The organism is Acinetobacter sp. Ac_3412 (assembly GCF_013072675.1).
Classification (GTDB): domain Bacteria; phylum Pseudomonadota; class Gammaproteobacteria; order Pseudomonadales; family Moraxellaceae; genus Acinetobacter; species Acinetobacter higginsii.
This window is the reverse complement of record NZ_LXUJ01000009.1, coordinates 90,902-112,597: the sequence shown is the minus strand read 5'-3', so window position 1 is coordinate 112,597 and position 21,696 is coordinate 90,902. Positions and strand designations below refer to the sequence as shown.

Below are 21,696 nucleotides of genomic sequence, written 5' to 3'. Positions count from 1 at the left end.
CTTAAGCTTGTTCTACGTCTAGAGCAGGAGCATGGGTTTTAACCTTTGCTTCAAACTCGCCACGGAAATATTTAAGTGCGCCCATAAGCGGCTCCATCGCACCTGGTGCGTGAGCACAGAAAGTTTTACCAATCCACAATTTACGAGTAAGTTCTTGTAGGTGATCGATATCTTCTTTCTTACCTTCGCCTGCTTCCAGTGCTTTAAGCGCTTTAACTGCCCAAGGTAAACCATCACGGCATGGTGTACAGAAACCACATGATTCACGCGCAAAGAATTCTTCTAAATTACGTGTCGCGGAAACCATACATTGAGTTTCATCCACAACCATCAATAAACAGGTTCCTAAACGTGAGCCCGCCTTCATGATTGTTTCAGAATCCATTGGCAAATCAATGTGCTCAGCTGCTAAAAAGTCAGTCGAAGCACCACCTGGTAACCATGCTTTTAAAGTGAGACCATCACGCATACCACCCGCATGTTCTTCAATCACTTCACGCGCTGTTGTACCGAATGGAAGTTCCCAAAGACCTGGGAATTTAACTTTGCCTGATGCACCATAGATCTTGGTACCCGGATCTTTCGACTTACCCGCAGAAAGATTGATGTACCACTCAGGACCACGAAGCATAATCGCAGGCAAGTTGTTATAGGTCTCAACGTTGTTGACAATCGTTGGACGGCCCCATGCCCCTGCAACTTGCGGGAATGGTGGCTTAGTACGCGGATTGGCACGACGACCTTCAAGCGAGTTGATCAATGCAGTTTCTTCACCACAGATATAACGACCTGCGCCAGTGTGAACATGCATATCAAAGTTCCAGCCTGTTCCAAGGATGTTGTCACCCAAGTAACCTTTGGCACGGATTTGCTCTAATGCTTTATTTAAGTATTGAGCTGCTTCAACATATTCACCACGGATGAAGATATAACCTTGAGTTGCTTCTAAGGTATAACCTGCAATCAGCATGCCTTCGATCAATTGATGCGGAAGTTTTTCCATCAACAAACGGTCTTTAAAGGTACCTGGTTCCATTTCATCGGCATTACAGATCAAATAGCGTGGACCACCATCATTTGGCGCCATCAATGACCATTTAATTCCCGCTGGGAAACCTGCACCACCACGACCTTTAACCGTTGCAGCTTTAATGACTTCAAGCACGTCTTTTGGTGGCATGCTCAATGCTTTTTTAAAGCCAGCATACCCTTCAAGTGCTTCGTATTCATCTGCCGCACGCACAAACTCTTGTTTGCTCAAACGCCAAGTTAATGGATGCGTTTCTGGGTTACCGTCGCCATAAATTGGTTTTGGTTCAGTATTCATACATACTTCTCCAATAACTGTTTAACTGATGACACGTCCACAAGACCGTGCGTATCTTCATCAATCATTAAAGTTGGACCTTTATCGCAGTTGCCTAAACAGCAAATTGGGAGCAAGGTAAAACGGCCATCCGCGGTGGTTTGTCCGTACTGGATACCCAACTCACGCTGGAACGCTTCTGCCAAAGTTTCTGCACCCATCAAGAAGCATGCAATTGAGTCACACAATAAAATCACATGGCGACCAACCGGTTGACGGTAGATACGGTTATAGAAAGTTGCAACACCTTCAAGATCCGCCACACTCATCGTCAACAACTGTGCAATCGCATTCATTTGTGCATCATCTACCCAACCATTACGGCGCTGTACACACTTCAAAGCATCCAAAGAGGCTGCACGTGGGTACGGGTAGTGGTCAATGTGATGTTCAATGTCATGGATTTCTTCAGCAGTCAAAATCCCTTCAACATTCACACGAGGTTTTTTATCAGTCAAAATCATCATAATCGTTTACCCCTAGCGATCCACGTCAGCCATAACCACGTCAATGGTCGCCAAATAAATGATCAAGTCAGAAACCAAACTGCCGTTAATCACTGAAGGCATTTGCTGTAAGTGAGTGAATGTCGGTGTACGAATACGGGTACGGTAACTCATGGTTGACTTGTCTGAAGTCAAATAATAAGTACTCGCGCCTTTCACGACTTCCGTCATAAATGATGACTCACCAGCAGGCATTACTGGACCCCAAGATACGCTCAAGAAATGCGTAATCAAGGTTTCAATATCTTGTAATGTCTTATCTTTCGGTGGTGGAACAGCCAATGGATGATCCGCTTTATAAGGACCAGATGGCATGTTGTCCAAGCACTGTTGAATGATTTTCAACGACTCAGTAATTTCACGGAAGTGAACCAAGACACGTGCATATGCATCGCCTTCATATTCCACTGGAATATCAAAGTCGAAGTTTTCATAACCACTGTATGGACGATATTTACGAACGTCAAAATCAATACCCGTCGCACGTAAACCAGTACCCGTTACACCCCAAGCCAACGCAGATTTAGCATCGTATTGCGCAACGTTACGCGTACGACCAATAAATACTGAGTTTTTAAGCGCTGCTGTGTAGTACTCGTTCAAACGTTTCGGCATCCACTCTAGCAACTCTTTAACAAGTTTTTGCCAGTTATTTGGAAGGTCGTGTGCTGTACCACCAATACGGAACCATGCTGGGTGCATACGGTAACCCGTAATCGCTTCAACGATGTCATAGACTTTTTGACGGTCTGCGAACATATAGAATACAGGAGTCATACCACCCGCATCCTGAATCGCTGTACCACAGAACAACAAGTGGTTATTGATACGGAATAATTCGTTCAACATCACACGAATGACTTGTGCACGCTCAGGTACTTTAATACCAGCAAGCTGCTCAACAGCCATCACGTATGGCATGTTTTGCGCACAACCACCGAGGTAGTCAACACGATCGGTATAAGGAATGAATGAATGCCATGTTTGACGTTCAGCCATCTTTTCCACACCACGGTGGTGATAACCGATATCAGGCACACAGTCTTTCACTTCTTCACCGTCCAACTGTAATACCACACGGAAAGCACCGTGTGCAGATGGATGGTTAGGACCCAAGTTCAGGAACATGAAGTCTTCGTCGTCATTACCACGTTTTAGACCCCAGTCTTCTGGTACAAAGCGTAAGTGTTCTTGTTCGAAATCTTGCTTTGCTTGGTCTTGCATATACGGCGTATATTCTGTCGCACGCGCTGAATATTCTTTACGTAATGGGTGACCTTCCCAATAGGTTGGTAACAAGATACGACGGAGCATTGGATGCCCTGCGAAATCGATACCGAACATATCGTAAGCTTCACGCTCGTACCAGTTGGCATTTGGCCAAATGTTGGTTGCAGTTGGAATGCTTAAATCATTTTCATTCAATGCAACTTTAATACGAATATCACTATTACGCTCAAGCGATAACAAGTGATAGAACACAGTGAAGTCAGATGCTGGTAAACCATCACGGTGAACACGTAAACGCTCATCTACCGCTGATAAGTCAAACAACATCACATAAGGACGTTCCACTTTACGGAGGAACATAAGGACTTCTTGCACGCGTGCGCGCTCAACCCAGACTGTTGGAAACTCTTCAAAAGTCGTCTGCACATAGAAGTTCTCACCAAATTTGGTTTTGAGCTCTTCTACGATTGCAAATGCAGGGCGGGAATCAACTGGTGTTGATTCTGGCATAGCAATGTCAGTTTCAGCCATTGGCTTGGCTTCCTATTTAATACAAATTCTGGCAATTTTTCCGATGACCATACCCATCACGAGACATGTCAAAAACTCATCGAGAAAATTATTTAATATCATCCATAGAGCGTAAGTTTTTCACCGCAATACGTTCAGCATTTTTACGGTCACGTTCTGGCATCATCTTTGGCTTATACACAGGCTGAAGATCATCACCAATAACCGCTGAAAGTGGACGGCGCTCTAGTTGAATTTGGTCTTGAAGTAACATCAATGCTTGAATCAATGCTTCTGGACGAGGCGGGCAACCTGGGATGTACACATCAACAGGAATAATTTTATCGACACCTTGAACCACAGAGTAGATGTCATACATACCGCCAGAGTTCGCACAAGCACCCATTGAGATCACCCATTTAGGCTCAAGCATTTGTTCATACAAACGTTGAATTACAGGTGCCATTTTGACAAAGCAGGTCCCTGCAACAATCATCAAATCTGCTTGACGTGGTGAAGCACGAATAACCTCAGCACCAAAACGGGACAAGTCATGTACACCCGTTAAAGTCGTTGCATATTCAACGTAGCAGCATGAAGTACCAAAGTTAAAAGGCCACAAAGAGTTTTTACGCCCCCAGTTCACCGCTGTATGCAACACATCTTCAAGACGCGTCATCATCACGCTTTTATTAACTTCTTCCTCAAGTGGATCAGTTACGATTTGACGATCTTGTAATGGATATTGATCGGCATCTGGATTCGCACGGGTTAAAGTATATTTCATCCCGACTTACTCCTTTTTAAGTAATGATGTAGTCGGTGTTTTAGATTTAACACGACCTGAAGACTGTGCTGGAATATGACCAGTAGGATCGACAACTAACTCTTCAATATTATTGAATCGCGTAATGTCAGCAATGTTCATATTTGGCGAACCTATTTTGGTTTTAATCCCAGCCGCTTTACGACGATCTGAAGGTGCCCAGTTAAGTGCGCCTGTAGAAAGCTCATAAATCAAACCGATTAATAAAACTAAAATAAAGACAGCAGCCGTTGCAAAACCAACCCAACCGACTTCACGAACTGAAGTTGCCCAAGCGTAGAGATAGAGGGCTTCCAGATCGAAAACCACAAAGAAAATTGCAACTAAATAGAACTTGGCTGACAAGCGGATACGAGCACCGCCCGCACCAACTACACCTGATTCAAACTGCTCTTGCTTTGCACGTCCCCATGCTTTACCCCCTAGGAGTAAGGGAACAGTGAGCATAAAAACGCAAAGAAATGTAACGCCGATCACGAAGGCAATTATTGCCCATTCGTATGGAGTAATGGCACTCATGCGGGGATAACTCCTGGCAGGCCTATTTTTAACAAAGAATGTATGTATTGGCCTTCAAATACACCAAACACAAAATTAATCCCGCCAATTGTACCTGATTTCTAATTTCTCATGCTAGTTGAAGCGCTTTAGTCTTTCGGATGATTTTGTCCTTAAATTTACCGATATATCCAAGATCATGGTTAATTCACCCCTAAAAATCGAATTATCTAATCAAGAAGACTATATTGATCATTTTTTTCTTTTTCTACATCGTGAAAAAATCTAAATTTTGGGTGGTCCGCCCCAATATACTGCAGCACGAACTAAATCATTGCATTGATACAAATTTATGATGAAAATTTAAACAGAATTTATATAATAGCGCGACCTTGCCTCCCCATAGAACCGCGTCAGCATGCCCCAAGCCTATGCAGCATTAAAACCACGCTCCCTTTTACAATTATTTCTACTTTTTAGTGGGGTAATTCTATTTTGCTGCCTACTCGGTATCGCAACCAGACACCTCACCTTTCTTGCCTCTTTTTGGCCTGCTAACTCGGTTCTGCTCGGTTTACTCATTCGTTTTCCGCAAACACGCCACCCGATCAGTTTCATTGGGGCAATCGTGGGTTATCTACTTGCCGATACCTCACAAGATACGCCTTTTTTACTCAATATTTGTCTAACCTCAGCAAACCTACTCTATGTCATTACGACACTGGCCCTATATGTCAAATTTAATGCATTTATCCGTTCAATGCATCATGGTTATTTTTATCTATTTCTATTTAGTTTTTGTTGTATCGGTGGTTTGGCTAGCTCATTATTTGCAGCCATCACCCTACCTTTATTTAACACCAAATTTGCTTTAGGTTCATTTTGGATTGATTTTGGCTATTGGTTTACTGCGGAAATTCAAAATGCATTATTATTGCTCCCTGCAATCATTAGTGCTCCGCTTTGGAGTGAATTTAAACAGCAGCTCCAAGAGTTTAAAACTCAAACGGTACAAGAAAGCTTACCGCTATTTGCAGTTATTTTCTCCATTGCCATTGGCTACTATGATGCAGGTCCCGGTTCCCTACTTTATCCAATTGCGGCACTGATCTGGTGTGCATTGAGCTATCGTCATTTTTCAGTGGCAATTATTACCTCGATCAGCTGCGCCTTTGTGATCTATCACGTCTCGCAGAACTACCTACTACTTTATCCCCAGCAATTTTTAAATAATGCCATCTCAATCCGCCTTGGACTAATTATGATGACCATTGCCCCACTCACCGTATCCAGCATCAATATGGTGAGATCCAAGCTAATCCAAGAATTGCAACATACCATTGCCCATGATGAACTCACCTCAAGCCTGACCCGCCGCCAATTTCTACAATCGGTACAACTGTTCCAACAGCAAGCGACACAGTCTGGTCAAAGTACGGCCTTTCTCATGCTCGACATTGATCACTTTAAACAAGTGAATGACAGCTATGGGCACCAGATGGGTGATCGTGCCTTGCAAAGCTGCGTGCACACCATTCAGAGCCTACTCAGCCCTCAAGACTTGCTCGGTCGTTTAGGCGGTGAAGAGTTCGCTATCTTTATGACCGACACCGATGCCGATGCAGCTTATCTCTGCGCTGAAAAAATCCGCCAACAGATCAGCCAAACCCCAATTGAACATGAACAACAGCAACGTTTCTTCATTCAAATCAGCATTGGAATTTGTATCTGCACACCTGAAAATCATCACGCCATTGAGCAATTATTTAAGCAGGCCGACGATGCGCTGTATCAAGCCAAACGGCAGGGCCGAAACCAAGTTGTCATTTCGACATAATATGTTGCAATTCAGCTAAATACTTTAATTATCTTTATACACAGCAGCGCGAATAGATGAGTATTCTAGAATGAGAACAAAAGGAGAAAAATATGCATCTAGAATACACTCACGCTTCGGATTATTTCTTTTTTTCACAACTTCTGATGCGCCATATAGAAAGTTATGTTCGAAAACATCCAGATGCTGATAATGCGATTTTTGATTTAAGAGACATTTACGAAGTATTTAGAGAGGATTTTGCCGCCACAACAACCAATTTAGAAAGTATTCTCAATATTGCCGATGGCTATAAAGTCGAAACCTTAAATGGAGATCAAACCCTGATCAAAGGTTATAAAATCGATATTAAGAACAATGCGCTACTGATTGACTTCAATGCAGATGCATTGCAGAGCCTTCGCTCAGGAAAACCGTTGATTGAACCCGACCCATCTATTCATGAATAAATAGTAATAATTCAAGGTCGCCGAAAGACCTGACTTAGCCAAAGTATCTTGCTTTGGCTTTTTTATTGATATCAATAAAAAAGGAATGATAAATATCATTCCTTTTTTACTACTTATTTTTTAATGACTTGTTTATAACGCTTGGCAGGCCACGTCATGATAAAGCGTGCACCACCCAAGTTTGGACTTTGATCGACTTGAATCGTACCACCAAACCAATAGGCAATCCGGCTGACAATTGACAGACCTAGACCATAACCACCTGAAGCACGGGTACGGCTGTCATCTAAACGGGCGAAGGCCTCAAAAATACGACTGCGCTCTTGTTCAGGAATTCCCGGCCCGTCATCTTCGACGCAGACATAGGCATTGCCATCAGCACGAATCCCACCACTAATGCGCACTTTATTATCACAGTAACGTACTGCATTACCGACCAGATTTTGCACTACGCGGTGTAGATAGCGACGTTCTGCATCCACTTTCAAGGCTAAAGGCGGTGCAATCAGTTCAATTTCTTTTTGCGTCTTCAATGCTTCCGTTTCCATTGCGACCTGATCCAATACTTCAACCAGTACAATGTCTTCAAAATCTAGAGATGGCATACCTTGCTCCAGCTTGGCATAGGTCATGATCTCATCAATCAAGGTATTGAGTGCTTCAATATCTTTATCAATCATGTCCACTTGCTGAATTCGATAATTATAATCATCTTCTTCAGCTAACATCTCCATACCAAAACGGATCCGTGCCACAGGTGTTCTGAGTTCATGCGACACCGCACGCATCAATTCACGCTGCGCTTCAATCAAACGCTGAATATGATCTGACATATTGTTATAACTGGATGCCAAATTTGCCATTTCGTCAGTACCTTCAATGGGTACACGCAATGACAAATCACCCGACTTCATCTTATTCAAGGCATAACGTACCTGACGAATTTTACGCTCAAGCGGTAAAATCAGGCCATATACCCCCAAACTCAATAAGAACAAGCTGAATAAAGTGATCCCTGCTGACAGCTGGAACGGCATCCAATTAAACATTGGAACAGGCCCTAAAATCAGCACTTGCGCAGGATGGTTTGGCATTGGAGAAACAATGGAAATGGTAGTGCCACGCACAGTTGCACTGTCTTTATACAGCAACACACTTTGATCTTGGCGCAAACGACCAATCTGCTCCGAATCCAGATTAATGTCTTTAATATCCGCAATTTCAATTGGGTAATAGAAATGCTTTTTAATTTTTGCTAAATACTCACGCTCCTGCCCCGGATAAAAAATCAAATAATCCAGTACAAAAATCGGTAGCGCTTTCATTTGGCGTTCGCCAATTTTATCGACTTTAATATAGAGGAAATGCTTAGGGTCGTCTTTTAGGCCAATAATGATATAGCCAATCCCATTATTCGCATCATAACGAACCACTGATTTTTGCTCAGCAATACGCTTTTTCTCAGTCCGCGATAGTTCTACCCGCTCAGCATCGACATAGTAGATCGGCAGCTCCAGCAAATCAGATGCATCGGAAATCCAATCTAACTTTTGTTGCTTTTCTGGCTGACGAGATACCCCCTCACTAATAACATAAGAAATGCCATCGGTAAGAGATTCACGATATTCTTGCGCCCGTTGATAGTTAATGATCTGCACCAGCAAATAACAAAATGCGGCAACCACAACAACCAAAACCACCAACCCAGCATAGATACGCAAGAATATGCTGTTTTTCAGTACTCGACTTACCATAGGGTAAATAATTCCAAGCTAGTTAAAATCTCTCCTGAACAGCCACGCTGTACAAGCCCCTCCTCTATCAAGGGAAAAGCCCCCTTTTGAAAGGAGGCTTTAGAGAGTTTAGATTCCGTTGGTTTCTTTAACGAATAAATAACCTTTACTACGCACTGTTTTGATACGTTTTGGATTTTCTGGGTCATCACCAATTTTTGGACGGATACGTGAAATACGTACATCGATCGAACGATCTTGACCATCGTATTCAATACCACGCAAACGCTCGAAGATATCTTCACGAGACAAGATACGACCCGCGTTCGACGCCAACAACCATAACAAGTCATATTCAGCGCTGGTGAAGTCAACCAACTCACCATTTAACGTTACTGAACGGCCACCGTTATCAATCACAAGATCATCAAACTCGATACGTTGTGCAACTTCGTCTTCAACTGTTTTGTCAGTACGACGTAATAAAGCACGGATACGTGCTAATAACACACGTGGTTGAACAGGTTTCGCAACATAATCGTCTGCACCCATTTCTAAGCCAAGAACCTGATCCATATCTTCAGTACGTGCAGTGAGCATCAAAATTGGTTGATGGTAATGCGGACGTACTTCGCGACAAACGGTTAGACCATCTGCACCCGGTAACATCACATCGAGTACAACAAGATCTGGTTGCTCGCTGATAATGCGACGGATTGCACGGTTACCATCCGTTTCGACTCCAACTTCTAAACCGTTACGAATCAAATACTCTTGTGTTAAGCGTGCTAAGCGTTCGTCATCTTCTACGATCAAAATCTTCGGTAACTTTTCTTCTTGGCTCATTTGTTTGCCCCTAAAATCTGAGTGAATCTATCTATGAAATCTGACAGATACATTGGTTTATGTTTTGCAATATACACACGTTTACATTGTAAACAAGTAGGCGTTCACCAAACTGATACACGCTTACCCAGTTTTGTTATCTTTTTATTAAAATTATGAATTTTAATATATTTTTCAGAAATATATGCATTTTCCGATAGGATGAATATTTAGTATAGATTTTGTGCCAATGTTAAACAATTTGTTTCTTTATTCACCCAAAACAATTTAAGTGTCTGTTTTTTGAGTTATCCACAGAGTTATCTATAAGCCTTTTTTAATGGCTTTGATATGCTATGTGACTGTGATTTCAGCAGTTAACACATGAAAAAAAAATTAGTAAAAAGTCAAGGATTGATCTACTGCAAAAAATCCCGTATCTTGTGTTGAAAATAAACTTTAACCACTAAGTATTGTGTTTATCCCTCAAACATCGTGGCATACTTTTTGCTCGATTCAAACGGTCCATGAACATAAAAATAGATGATAATGGAGCTATGCTGACATGAGCATCATCACTTCTACTCCTGGCCAACTTCAGGTCATTAAGCGCACCGGTGAGATTGCGACATTTAATGCCGAGAAAATTTCTGTTGCGATTGGGAAAGCATTTTTAGCTGTTGAAGGTCAACAAGGTACTGACTCAAGTCGTATCCATGACCGTATCACTCAACTGACTGAAATGGTAATGAACACATTCAATCGTCGTTTGCCTTCTGGCGGTACGATTCATATCGAAGAAATTCAAGACCAAGTTGAATTGGCATTGATGCGTACAGGCGAGCAAAAAGTTGCCCGTGCCTACGTCATTTATCGTGACCAACGCGCAAGTGCTCGTCAGCAAACTGGTGCGAACCATCACCCTACCCTTCAAATTACAGATGCCAATGGTCAGCTCCAACCATTGGATTTGGATGCGCTTACAGCAACTATTCAAACTGCAAGTGAAGGTCTAGAAGGAATTGATGTTCAAGCCATTCTTGATGAAACGGTGAAGAACTTATATAACGGCGTAAAAGAAAGCGATATCGCGACCACCATGATGATGGCAACGCGTACCCGTATCGAACAAGAGCCAAACTATACTTATGTGACTGCGCGTTTACTCAGTAGCGAATTGGTCAGCACAGGTTTAGAGTTCCTCGGTCTACCGACAGACACCTTAGAAGGTGATGCTTTAGAAACCTTCTTGAAGAAAGGTATTGAGCTTGATCTTCTTTCTAAAGACTTGCTTGAATTTGACCTTGCAAAATTGGCTGCTGCGATCAAACCAGAACGCTCAAACCAATTCACTTATTTAGGTCTACAAACTTTATTTGACCGTTACTTCATCCATTCAAATGGCGTGCGTTTTGAATTACCACAATTATTCTTTATGCGTGTATCAATGGGTCTTTCGCTCAATGAAGAAAATAGAGAAGATCGTGCAATCGAGTTCTATGACTTATTGTCTAGCTTCGACTACATGGCTTCTACACCAACGCTATTTAACTCAGGTACATTGCGTCCGCAATTATCTAGCTGTTACTTAACCACGATTGGTGATGACCTGTACGACATTTATGGTGCAATGCGTGACAACGCAATGCTATCAAAATGGGCGGGTGGTTTAGGTAATGACTGGACACCTGTACGTGCCTTGAACTCTTATATCAAAGGCACCAACGGTAAATCTCAAGGTGTTGTACCGTTCCTTAAAGTTGCGAACGATACAGCCGTTGCAGTAAACCAAGGCGGTAAGCGTAAAGGTGCAGTTTGTGCATACCTCGAAACTTGGCACTTGGATGTTGAAGAATTCCTAGAGCTACGTAAAAACACAGGTGATGACCGTCGTCGTACCCACGACATGAACACAGCGAACTGGGTTCCTGACTTGTTCATGCAACGTGTATTTGAAGATGCTGAATGGACCTTGTTCACACCGTCTGAAACACCAGACCTGCATGACCTAACTGGCGCAGAATTCGCTGAGCGTTATGCACACTACGAAGCTGTAGCAAAAGAACAAAACATGCTACACAAGAAAGTACGTGCTAAAGATTTATGGCGCAAAATGCTTTCGATGTTGTTCGAAACAGGTCACCCATGGATCACATTCAAAGACGTATGTAACTTACGTTCACCACAACAACACGTGGGCGTGGTTCACTCATCTAACTTGTGTACAGAAATCACGTTAAACACAAACCAAGATGAAATCGCGGTATGTAACTTAGGTTCGATCAACCTTGTACAACACGTTCAAGGTGGCGTATTAGATCGTGAAAAGCTTGCGCGTACAGTGAAAACTGCGGTGCGTATGCTCGATAACGTAATCGACATTAACTACTATGCTGTACCACAAGCGAAAACATCGAACTTGAAACACCGCCCTGTGGGTATGGGTATCATGGGCTTCCAAGATGCATTGTATGAAATGAATCTTGCTTATGGTTCAGATGCAGCTGTTGATTTCGCCGATGAATCGATGGAAGTGATCAGCTACTACGCAATTGAAACATCAAGCAACCTTGCGCTTGAACGTGGTGCTTACTCAACATTCAAAGGTTCATTGTGGGATCAAGGTATCTTGCCAATCGACTCTTTAGAAATCGTTGCGAAATCGCGTCCAGAGCGTATGTTCGAAGTGGATCGTACTCAACGTTTAGACTGGGACACTTTACGTGCCAAAGTTCAAAAAGACGGTATGCGTAACTCAAATGTGATGGCGATTGCACCGACTGCAACTATCTCTAACATTTGTGGCGTGTCTCAATCAATTGAGCCAACGTTCCAGAACTTGTATGTGAAATCGAACCTTTCTGGTGAATTCACCGTGATCAACCCTTACCTTGTTCGTGCATTAAAAGAACGTGGTCTTTGGGATACCGTAATGGTCAATGATCTAAAACACTTCGAAGGTTCAGTTCAAAAGATTGCGCGTATTCCTGAAGAATTAAAAGCAATCTTCGCGACTGCATTTGAAGTGGATACTCGCTGGATCGTAGATGCTGCGTCACGTCGTCAAAAATGGATCGACCAAGCACAGTCATTGAACCTTTACATCGCTGGCGCGAATGGTAAGAAACTTGACATCACTTATAAGATGGCATGGTTACGTGGTCTTAAAACCACATATTACCTCCGAGCTTTAGGTGCGACTTCTGCAGAGAAATCAACCATTAATACTGGGGCACTGAATGCAGTTAAACCAGCATCGGTTGAAGCGCCTGTGGTTGCGGCAGCAGCGGTTGTAGCAGAAAAAGCTGAAGTTCAAACTGAAGATGATGGTTTCTCAACAGCAGCGCCAGTGCCATTGGCCTGTTCAATTGACAACCCAGACTGCGAAGCTTGTCAGTAATTTCACACCTCTCTCCATACTCCCTCTCCTTTGGAGGGGTGAGGAGCGACTAAAGCTCCGCAAGAGAGGTTTCTATTGAGGCATAGATCATGTTCCATCTCAGTCATAATTATCAATTTGGTGTGATAGTCCTGATCTGTGCCTTTTTAGTGTTTTATATTCCAATGGTTTACGCATTTTTTAAAATACGTAAACAACAGCGTAAGCAAAATAAGTTTTAGGGATTATCAGTGTCCATTGGTCACTTTTAAGATTTCAGTCAATAAAACTTAATTTTGCTTACACAAATTGAGCGTATAGTAGGACATCTCCTTGCTTGAGATGTCTAAATAAAAGATATAAAGCAACGAAGAGAGAATGAATATGTCTATCCTTAGTTGGGACGATTTTGAAGATGATTCGCAAAAACCGACTGCACCTGAACACAAGTCTGCGCCCATCGACACGCAAAAAACGGTTAATACGCAAGTGGTATCTGATTCAGAGCAATCATCGCCGCGCGTGGCTGCTGCACAACCCGCTGGAACCAGTACCGTGCGATCAACAAATCCAACCGATTCGTTGGCACGAGCATCTGCTGCCTTAGAACATTTAGATGCTGCACCTGGCTTGGAAGAGCTTGAGATGGGTGCACAGCGTGTTCAGGTTGATGATAAAGCAATGATCAACTGTCGCGCTGACTTAAACCAGCTTGTTCCGTTTAAATACGAGTGGGCTTGGCAGAAGTATCTTGACGGGTGTGCAAACCACTGGATGCCGCAAGAAGTCAACATGAACCATGATATCGCGCTTTGGAAGTCTGAAAATGGCTTAACTGAAGATGAGCGTACCATCATCATGCGTTCTTTGGGTTTCTTCTCGACTGCTGACTCATTGGTTGCAAACAACTTGGTATTGGCGATCTACCGTCACATTACCAACCCTGAATGCCGTCAGTACATTTTGCGTCAAGCATTTGAAGAAGCGATTCACACCCATGCTTACCAATACTGTATCGAATCTTTGGGTATGGACGAAGGCGAAGTCTTCAACATGTACCGCGAGATTCCGAGTGTTGCACGTAAAGCATCGTGGGGCTTGAAGTACACTCAATCTTTAAGTGATCCGACTTTCAACACTGGTACGCCTGAAAACGACCAACGTTTATTGCGTAACTTGATCGCGTTCTATTGCGTTCTTGAAGGGATCTTCTTCTACTGTGGCTTTACTCAAATCTTGAGTATGGGTCGTCGTAACAAGATGAACGGTGTTGCTGAGCAGTTCCAGTACATCTTGCGTGATGAGTCTATGCACTTGAACTTCGGTATCGACATGATCAACCAGATCAAGATCGAGAACCCGCACTTGTGGACGGCTGAGTTCCAAGAAGAAGTGATTCAAATGATTCTTGAAGGCACTATGCTTGAGATCGAATATGCGCGTGACACGATGCCACGTGGTGTATTGGGTATGAATGCAAGCATGATGGAAGAATACTTGAAGTTCATCTGTAACCGTCGTTTAGCGCAACTTGGTTTACCTGAGCAGTTTGCTGGTGTAACCAACCCGTTTGCGTGGATGTCTGAGATGATGGACTTGCGTAAAGAGAAGAACTTCTTTGAAACACGTGTAACGGATTACCAAACTGGTGGTGCGTTAAGCTGGTAAGTTGAATTACCTGCTGTCAATTAAAGCATAAAGTGAAATTTATAAAGCATAAGCTGAAATAAATTAAACTATAATGTGAAATCCCACTAAAACAATAAGATAATGTCATAAACTATTATGACATTATCTTTATACTTCAGAATATCAGTGAAATAATCGAATAAATTAAAACTATTTTTGTGAAAATCAATAAATAACCGCAAAATTAAAAAGTATTTCATCTTATTGTTTAAAATTTAAGTATAAGGCATACATTTCTTTCATTAATACACAAATAGGCATAATTTCGCTTAGATAATATAGAAATAAACAATTGATATTAAACAAAAAAGTAAAAACAAAACCCTATACTGCAAATTTTAAAATTATAGAAAATGAAATAAAAAATAATTACTAAATAATATTCAATCCATTACAAAAAGATCCTTTTCTTAAACAAAAGTTGATTCAACTATAAGATGAAATCAAACTATTATTAATTATAAAAAAGAGAATTCTTGGAGTTTTCAAGATGGGTAAGCATGGTGTTAGACGTATTACCAATAGAGGACGAAACCGAGTAATTGGAAAATTTGCCAGCTTGAAGATGAAGCAAGTTATTCAATGGGAGTCCCAAATAGAAAGAGATTGCTGTTATTGGCTTGAGTTTGATAAAGACGTAATTGCCTATCATTCACAACCACTTATCATTTCTTATACTTTTGAAGATAGAAAATTACGCCATACCCCAGACTTTGAGGTCATGCGACATAGCCTTCAAGTAGGTCAATACCAATACATCGAAGTAAAGCCATATAAGAAAACAATGGAAGATGAGTTTAAACGAAAACATATTGCTCGCGCTGCCCATTTTCACCTCCATGGCCATAAATATGATTTAATAACTGATGACTGTCTCCGTAAAGGCAGTTACTTAGATAATATTCGACTCTTATACCGATATGCTCGCTTAGCATCCAATCCTGAAATACTTTTAAGAATCAAACAAGCTTTACCAAATCATTCTAAACTTACTCTAAAAGCACTACAAAATCATTGCGTTGATTTTGGAGCAGAAATGGAACTTGCATATTTCTTACTCTATAACAGTAGCGCAAAATTCGATATGGGGAAGCCTCTTCATGTTAACACCGAAATAGAAATGACTTGGTATGTTGGAGGCTATGATCAATGAGCAGCTATCAATTTTCTTTCGGACACTACATCTCTTACCAAAGCTCAATATGGGAGATTGAGAACCTTGATCAAAAAACAAAAATATTAAAACTATCAAGAACAACTGATGCGCTAAAGATTTCAATGCCATACTCAGAGGCATTAAGTCACTTAGTTAACAATGAACTTAGATTTGTTGATCCTGAAACAGCTACCAAGCCTATAATTACAGCAGAACAACGTGCTTTAGCAGATTTTTCAACAAAATCACCAGAACAAAAAAAGGAAGCACTAAGAAGATCTAAATATCTAAATATGCTAAAGGAACTAAAAGTTCCATCCTTTACAAAAAAATATCTTGATCCACTTATTGCAAATATTGCACTTCAAATTGGAGATCCCTCCCCACCTTCAGCAATTACAGTATATCGTTGGCATAAAAACTATATAAAATCTACTGAAGATATACGTGCATTGATTAAGAATGAGAGGAAAAAAGGGAATCGAAGTAAACGCCTTGATCCAGAAGTACAACGTATAATGGATATGACCATTAAGGATGTTTACCTTAAAGGCCATAAACCTTCAATGACAACAGTCTATGAAGTACTTAAGAGAAATATTTGGAAAGAAAATAAATTCAGGATCCCTAGTGATATTTTAGCAGTACCGAGCTTAACGACTCTGATCAATAAAATAAAAGCGCTTGACCCTGTATTAGTCACTCTGCATCGTGAAGGGAAACATGCTACCGAAATGAAGTTTAGAGTCTACCAAATGGGCGTCTCAACAACTAGACCATTAGAAAGGGTCGAAATAGATCATACTCAGTTAGATTTATTCGTCGTCGACGATCAAACAGGTTTTCCTCTGGGCAAACCATACATTACTGCTGCAATAGATCACCACACGTGCTCTATTGCAGGGTTCTACATTAGTTTTACACCTGCAAGCGCAATTAGTGTCATGGAATGCCTAAAAGTAGCCATATTACCTAAAGTTGAAATAAACAAAATCTTTCCTTCTGTTAAAAATACATGGGACGTATTTGGTGTATTTGAAACTTTAGTAGTAGACAACGGCAAAGAATTTTACAGCATTGCACTCGAAGAAGCATGTATTCAGCTAGGAATTAATATTCAATACTCCCCTCCACTTCAACCTTGGTTTAAAGCTTCCATTGAACGATATTTCTCAGTTATAAATCAAAAGTTGCTTAATGGTATGGAAGGCAAAAGCTTAAGCAATCTTGGAAAATTTGCTGACTATGATCCTATTAAAAATGCAGTAATAGATTTCTCATCATTCGTAGAAATTATGTATATATGGGTGATAGATATTTATCATCAAAGCTTCAAAGAACGCATTGGTGATACACCAACAGAAAAATGGCGTAAAAGTGTACTGATATATCCACCATTACTTCCCAAGAGTGCATTAGACGTGAATATTACTCTAGGTCTACATGACAAACGAAAAATTGTGAGGACTGGAATCTCCTATGAAGGTTTAATCTACAACTCATCAGAACTGGCTTTACTGAGGCAAAAAATTCTAGACAATCCCAATGTGACTATAAAAATAGATCCTTCCAATATTTCTCATATATTTGTTCTTGATCCAATCAAAGAGGAATATTTTAGCGTTCCAGCAACAAACCAGAAATACGCAACGGGTAAAACTTTATTTCAACATCAAGTAATCAGAAGGAATGCCCGTGAATACGCAAAATCTTCGGTAGATATGAATAGTTTAATGGAAGCAGCTGATAGAATTGAAGAAGTTGTTGAAAAAAGTAAAGTTGCTTCTAAAAATAGAAAAACACAACTATCTCAAAAAGTTGCACGTTATGAAGATATTTCCCAAAACTCTGTACTCCACTCCAAAACAAATGAACAATTAGACTCGGCACATGATGCTACCGATGACTCTACAGAAAATAGTCCTAATAAATTTGCGAAAAAAAATACCTTTATTTCTAACGACAAAATACCTCTCGCTTCATTTTATGATGATGCGGATGGCTGGTCTTCTGATTCCACTTTGAGAGATGTCAAAAATGAGTGATATATCAGACTTTATTAAAATCAATGCCGATCGAATCCAAAAAATTGAATCTATCTTTATAAAATATCCTAGAGTCACAGAGATTCTTAATAGCATTGAAGAATGTCGTGAAATGTCGAAACTCTCAGATGAACCTCAGTGTATGTTTATCACTGGTGGATCTGGTGTTGGAAAAACAAGTTTAATCCGACAATATTCTGACCGTTGGCCGCCAATCGAAATGCCTGATGGCGACATTCTTCCTGTATTTAAAACATCTATACCTGCTAGTGCTACAATTAAAAGTGTAGCTACCGCAATGTTAAGCGACCTAGGTGATTTAGCTGCTACCCATGGAACCACTGTAATTCAAAGCAACCGTTTATATTCTTTAGTTCATCAATGCAAGGTGGAACTTATTATTATTGATGAATTTCAACATCTTATCGACAATAAAACACAAAGAGTAATTGGATTAGTAGCAGACTGGATCAAGATGTTTATCGAAATTACTAAAATTCCAGTTATACTAATTGGCATGCCAGAATCAGAAACGATTCTAAATCAAAGTCCTCAACTTCGTCGCCGATTTCTCATTAAGAAACGTCTCACCCCTTTTTTATGGGATAGTGAAGTTAACCGAAATGAATTTAGAAAATTCCTAGCTGAAGTGGACAAGTCTCTCCCATTCGATAAATATAGTAATTTGGCATCAGAGGAAATTGCTTATCGCCTTTTTGTAGCAAGTAAAGGAACAGCTGCAAATATTATGGCGTTAATAAAACGTGCGTCTTATGATGCGTTTAGGCATAATGATTCGTCTTTAGCATTACATCATTTTGCCAATGCTTTCGAGTCAATTCAATATGACACTACCCTCCCCAACAATCCATTTCTAGTAGAGATTGATGTAATTTCTTCTTGGAAAGCAACAAGCCTGATTACACAGTCAGAAATTGGCACTAACAATCGTGTTAAAGCCAAAGCAAAAGAATTGACTATTAGAAATACAATAACCCGTCGTTAATTGGTAGATGTCCGTATGAAAAAACGACTATTAAGACGACCTAACCCATTTGCAGATGAAAGTATGATTGGCTACTTAGCACGCCTTTCGAATACAAATGGTTATGAATACCTGAATCCAATATTATCACTTTTAGGTGGCATTGATTTTGAAATAAAACCACATAGAGTACGTGCTCTTTGCATGGGTAAATTTAATATAGAACAACTATCTTATCTTACAAATAAACCTCAAGAGACTTTTTATAACTTAATTCATCAATCACTTACACTCAATCAAAGCCAATATTTTAGAGTCAATCATGCAATCATTTCCGATGAGTTAATGAATTTTAGAAGTCCCGCAGTTTGTGTTCAATGCTTAGCAGAGTCTTATTATCATCGAAAAATATGGACAGTTGCATCTTATACAGTATGCCTTAAACACTTATCTCTACTACAGGATACATGTTCAACATGTAATTCAGTATTTAATTGGTCAAATACAAACTTACTGAAATGTCGCTGTGGTACTGAATTAAGAGTAGAAGATTCACGGCAAGTAGAAACCTCTGAAATACTACTAACAGATATGACTGCGCAAGCAATCAATAGTCATTCGATCAAGGGACATCCACTAATCAAAGATATGCAATCATTTTATGCAGTCATTCATCTTAGCTATATGTTATCCAATAGATATTCTTGGTCAAATACAGAATTAGACCTTAGTTACCAAATTACAAGTAAGAGGCACACCGAAGCTCTAAATGCATTCAAACCATTTGCTAATTGGCCAGAAAGCTTTCATCAGTTTCTAACAGAAATTGTGGCAAAAAATGCTGCTATCTATCCAACTTTTAGTAAACCAGCTCTACTCTATCGCATAAGTATGGCTTTGGATCGTTCTCCATTACGTAAATTACAACCTGACCTCTATCAAGCAGTAGAATATGAATTAGAAAATTTTATTCGCGCACAACAAACTCCATCAATATTATTAAAGCCTTGGACCAAGAATCTGATACATGACAAACTTTTATCAAAAAAAGAAACTAAAAATATGCTAGCAGTGTCTAGTTCTAGCGTTGATCAGCTTATCAAAATTAATTTGAAACCATCTTTACTAAACGAGAAGTATTCGTTAGATAATGTAACTGAACTCAGAGATATATTATTGAGACTAGTTACACTGAAGCAAGCAGCGAAAATTCTAAAGCTGTCGCCTCACAACACAAAGAACCTTTTAAATAGTGGGATTATTACAGCATTCCGTAGTCCTGAAGTTGATGGTTATCGCAACATTTTGATTGATACTAAGGTACTGAATGATTTGTTAACTGCTATTAATAACTCAGTAAAATCAAATGTTGTACACGAAGATATATCACTTTCACTTTATTTTAAGAAATATCATTACAATTCAACGCGTACACTGAGTGAATTAATTCATGCCGTACTTGTAGGACAGCTTTCTACAGTGAACTTTGATAAAGAAGCTGGTCTATTAGGTGTCAGTTTCTCCAAAAAAGAATTACTTCAATTTATTGATATAAAAACAAAAAATAAAAAGGAAAATGAATTATTAAGTATCAATGATATTATTATCGCATTAAATAGCTACCGTGATGCTGTATATCGAATCATGTCAGTAGGCCTTTTAAAGTATCAAATGGCAACAATAAATATAAAATCTGCACAGCGATTTGTTTCAACAGAGGAATTAGCCCGTTTCAAAACTAAATATATTTTGCCAAGTGAAATTGCAGAACTTTTTCAGACAAATGCTACCAACATTGCTGAGCGTATAAAGCATCTTGGAATAAAACCCATCTCAGGACCAACAATTGATAATGGTCTAGTCTATGTCTTTAAGCGTAAGGATATTATCGGCATCAACAAACAACAATTGGATAAAGTACAAAGTTATCAAACCCGCACCGGTAGGCCCCCAAGAGGACAAATTACCGCAAAAAGCAACGCCAAAATAGATTATATGGATGCTCAAGCAGTTGCTGAACTCTTGGGAGATAATGCTAATATTCAAAAAGTGTCACGTTTAGTAAAGAAGGGTTTTTTACAAGCGGTGCAACATAATGGAGAACTAGGTAACAAACGCTACTTCAAATCAGAAGTAATACTGCAATACCTTGCCAAATTCCGAAATAATCCGCATCTTATAAAGCTACAAGATATACCTACTTGGTTATCAATTGACAAGCGCAGACTTGAAATTGATTGGCTTAAATCAGGTCGGTTGAATCTAATTGACGATGGCTTAGGACAACGTTATGCCTGTGTGGATGACTTGGAAAACATCAAGGAACTCAGGAAATATGCATTAAGTACACAAGAACTAGCTGAATCTGTTGGAAAAACCCGCCAAGATATTAATAATGCAATCCGTTTAGGAAAGATTCAGCCTATATCAGGACCCAATTATGATAATTTTCCGAATTTTTTATTTGATTATACAAGCTCTACAGACTTCTTTAGAATGTAACCACAAGACTAGATTTGTATTAGTTGCCATTGAAGATTTAGAAAGTTGGGATGCTCGTATTTATAATGGTTTAACGAAATAACCCTCTCAACGTGAACACTTAAATTTACAGCTTTAAAAATCATAGAATTAAAACCATAAATTCTAGACAAATTCAGTG

General features: G+C 40.1%; 16 protein-coding genes. 9 read left to right on the top strand and 7 right to left on the bottom strand.

The window, feature by feature from the left end:
• Window position 1 precedes the first annotated feature (1 nt).
• The 5 genes from nuoF to ndhC form a co-directional block, all read right to left on the bottom strand.
• Window positions 2-1,327 (bottom strand): NADH-quinone oxidoreductase subunit NuoF, encoded by a 1,326-nt coding sequence (gene nuoF, locus A7P54_RS09015; protein ID WP_171549369.1) that lies wholly within the window; start codon window positions 1,325-1,327, stop codon window positions 2-4.
• Window positions 1,324-1,833, bottom strand: coding sequence for an NADH-quinone oxidoreductase subunit NuoE (gene nuoE / locus A7P54_RS09010; RefSeq protein WP_171549368.1), 510 nt, complete (start codon window positions 1,831-1,833; stop codon window positions 1,324-1,326). The genes nuoF and nuoE overlap by 4 nt, the downstream gene beginning before the upstream one ends.
• Window positions 1,834-1,845: 12 nt before the next feature.
• Window positions 1,846-3,633: an NADH-quinone oxidoreductase subunit C/D gene (gene nuoC, locus A7P54_RS09005; RefSeq protein WP_004804769.1), complete on the bottom strand. Its 1,788-nt coding sequence runs from the start codon at window positions 3,631-3,633 to the stop codon at window positions 1,846-1,848.
• Between the two features lie 88 nt (window positions 3,634-3,721).
• Complete coding sequence (locus tag A7P54_RS09000; RefSeq protein WP_004655450.1) at window positions 3,722-4,399, bottom strand: NADH-quinone oxidoreductase subunit B; 678 nt, start codon at window positions 4,397-4,399, stop codon at window positions 3,722-3,724.
• Between the two features lie 6 nt (window positions 4,400-4,405).
• Window positions 4,406-4,957 carry an NADH-quinone oxidoreductase subunit A gene (gene ndhC / locus A7P54_RS08995; protein WP_004804766.1) on the bottom strand — a complete coding sequence of 184 codons (552 nt, stop codon included), beginning with the start codon at window positions 4,955-4,957 and terminating at the stop codon, window positions 4,406-4,408.
• A 397-nt stretch (window positions 4,958-5,354) separates the two neighbouring features.
• Here ndhC and A7P54_RS08990 point away from each other — a divergent pair, with 397 nt between their 5' ends.
• Window positions 5,355-6,773: a sensor domain-containing diguanylate cyclase gene (locus tag A7P54_RS08990; RefSeq protein WP_171549367.1), complete on the top strand. Its 1,419-nt coding sequence runs from the start codon at window positions 5,355-5,357 to the stop codon at window positions 6,771-6,773.
• 92 nt (window positions 6,774-6,865) lie between these two features.
• On the top strand, window positions 6,866-7,222 hold the full coding sequence (locus tag A7P54_RS08985) for a hypothetical protein (protein WP_216077074.1): 357 nt from the start codon (window positions 6,866-6,868) through the stop codon (window positions 7,220-7,222).
• A 113-nt stretch (window positions 7,223-7,335) separates the two neighbouring features.
• Here the strand turns inward: A7P54_RS08985 and bfmS are convergent, their stop codons facing one another.
• Entirely contained in the window at window positions 7,336-8,976 is a 1,641-nt protein-coding gene (gene bfmS / locus A7P54_RS08980) for a sensor histidine kinase BfmS (protein ID WP_216077073.1), read from the bottom strand.
• Window positions 8,977-9,084: 108 nt separating this feature from the next.
• Complete coding sequence (gene bfmR, locus A7P54_RS08975) at window positions 9,085-9,801, bottom strand: response regulator transcription factor BfmR (protein WP_004655457.1); 717 nt, start codon at window positions 9,799-9,801, stop codon at window positions 9,085-9,087.
• 544 nt (window positions 9,802-10,345) lie between these two features.
• Here bfmR and A7P54_RS08970 point away from each other — a divergent pair.
• From A7P54_RS08970 to A7P54_RS08940, 7 genes are all read left to right on the top strand, one after another.
• Window positions 10,346-13,180 carry a ribonucleoside-diphosphate reductase subunit alpha gene (locus tag A7P54_RS08970; RefSeq protein WP_171549366.1) on the top strand — a complete coding sequence of 945 codons (2,835 nt, stop codon included), beginning with the start codon at window positions 10,346-10,348 and terminating at the stop codon, window positions 13,178-13,180.
• Between the two features lie 89 nt (window positions 13,181-13,269).
• Entirely contained in the window at window positions 13,270-13,401 is a 132-nt protein-coding gene (locus A7P54_RS08965; RefSeq protein WP_004804753.1) for a hypothetical protein, read from the top strand.
• Window positions 13,402-13,543: 142 nt separating this feature from the next.
• The gene (locus A7P54_RS08960; protein ID WP_004804751.1) at window positions 13,544-14,827 is read left to right on the top strand and encodes a ribonucleotide-diphosphate reductase subunit beta; all 1,284 of its coding nucleotides are present in this window, start codon (window positions 13,544-13,546) and stop codon (window positions 14,825-14,827) included.
• 511 nt (window positions 14,828-15,338) lie between these two features.
• Window positions 15,339-16,001: a TnsA endonuclease N-terminal domain-containing protein gene (locus A7P54_RS08955; protein ID WP_171549365.1), complete on the top strand. Its 663-nt coding sequence runs from the start codon at window positions 15,339-15,341 to the stop codon at window positions 15,999-16,001.
• A complete protein-coding gene (locus A7P54_RS08950; RefSeq protein WP_171549364.1) occupies window positions 15,998-18,049 on the top strand; it encodes a Mu transposase C-terminal domain-containing protein in 2,052 nt (683 codons plus the stop codon). The genes A7P54_RS08955 and A7P54_RS08950 overlap by 4 nt, the downstream gene beginning before the upstream one ends.
• Window positions 18,042-19,055: a TniB family NTP-binding protein gene (locus A7P54_RS08945; RefSeq protein WP_171549363.1), complete on the top strand. Its 1,014-nt coding sequence runs from the start codon at window positions 18,042-18,044 to the stop codon at window positions 19,053-19,055. The genes A7P54_RS08950 and A7P54_RS08945 overlap by 8 nt, the downstream gene beginning before the upstream one ends.
• Before the next feature lie 15 nt (window positions 19,056-19,070).
• Complete coding sequence (locus tag A7P54_RS08940; protein ID WP_171549362.1) at window positions 19,071-21,536, top strand: TniQ family protein; 2,466 nt, start codon at window positions 19,071-19,073, stop codon at window positions 21,534-21,536.
• Window positions 21,537-21,696 lie beyond the last annotated feature (160 nt).

Coding starts and splice junctions, on each gene's coding strand:
- nuoF (WP_171549369.1), bottom strand. CDS start 1,327: ATGAATACTGAACCAAAACCAATTTATGGCGACGGTAACCCAGAAACG.
- nuoE (WP_171549368.1), bottom strand. CDS start 1,833: ATGATGATTTTGACTGATAAAAAACCTCGTGTGAATGTTGAAGGGATT.
- nuoC (WP_004804769.1), bottom strand. CDS start 3,633: ATGGCTGAAACTGACATTGCTATGCCAGAATCAACACCAGTTGATTCC.
- A7P54_RS09000 (WP_004655450.1), bottom strand. CDS start 4,399: ATGAAATATACTTTAACCCGTGCGAATCCAGATGCCGATCAATATCCA.
- ndhC (WP_004804766.1), bottom strand. CDS start 4,957: ATGAGTGCCATTACTCCATACGAATGGGCAATAATTGCCTTCGTGATC.
- A7P54_RS08990 (WP_171549367.1), top strand. CDS start 5,355: ATGCCCCAAGCCTATGCAGCATTAAAACCACGCTCCCTTTTACAATTA.
- A7P54_RS08985 (WP_216077074.1), top strand. CDS start 6,866: ATGCATCTAGAATACACTCACGCTTCGGATTATTTCTTTTTTTCACAA.
- bfmS (WP_216077073.1), bottom strand. CDS start 8,976: ATGGTAAGTCGAGTACTGAAAAACAGCATATTCTTGCGTATCTATGCT.
- bfmR (WP_004655457.1), bottom strand. CDS start 9,801: ATGAGCCAAGAAGAAAAGTTACCGAAGATTTTGATCGTAGAAGATGAC.
- A7P54_RS08970 (WP_171549366.1), top strand. CDS start 10,346: ATGAGCATCATCACTTCTACTCCTGGCCAACTTCAGGTCATTAAGCGC.
- A7P54_RS08965 (WP_004804753.1), top strand. CDS start 13,270: ATGTTCCATCTCAGTCATAATTATCAATTTGGTGTGATAGTCCTGATC.
- A7P54_RS08960 (WP_004804751.1), top strand. CDS start 13,544: ATGTCTATCCTTAGTTGGGACGATTTTGAAGATGATTCGCAAAAACCG.
- A7P54_RS08955 (WP_171549365.1), top strand. CDS start 15,339: ATGGGTAAGCATGGTGTTAGACGTATTACCAATAGAGGACGAAACCGA.
- A7P54_RS08950 (WP_171549364.1), top strand. CDS start 15,998: ATGAGCAGCTATCAATTTTCTTTCGGACACTACATCTCTTACCAAAGC.
- A7P54_RS08945 (WP_171549363.1), top strand. CDS start 18,042: ATGAGTGATATATCAGACTTTATTAAAATCAATGCCGATCGAATCCAA.
- A7P54_RS08940 (WP_171549362.1), top strand. CDS start 19,071: ATGAAAAAACGACTATTAAGACGACCTAACCCATTTGCAGATGAAAGT.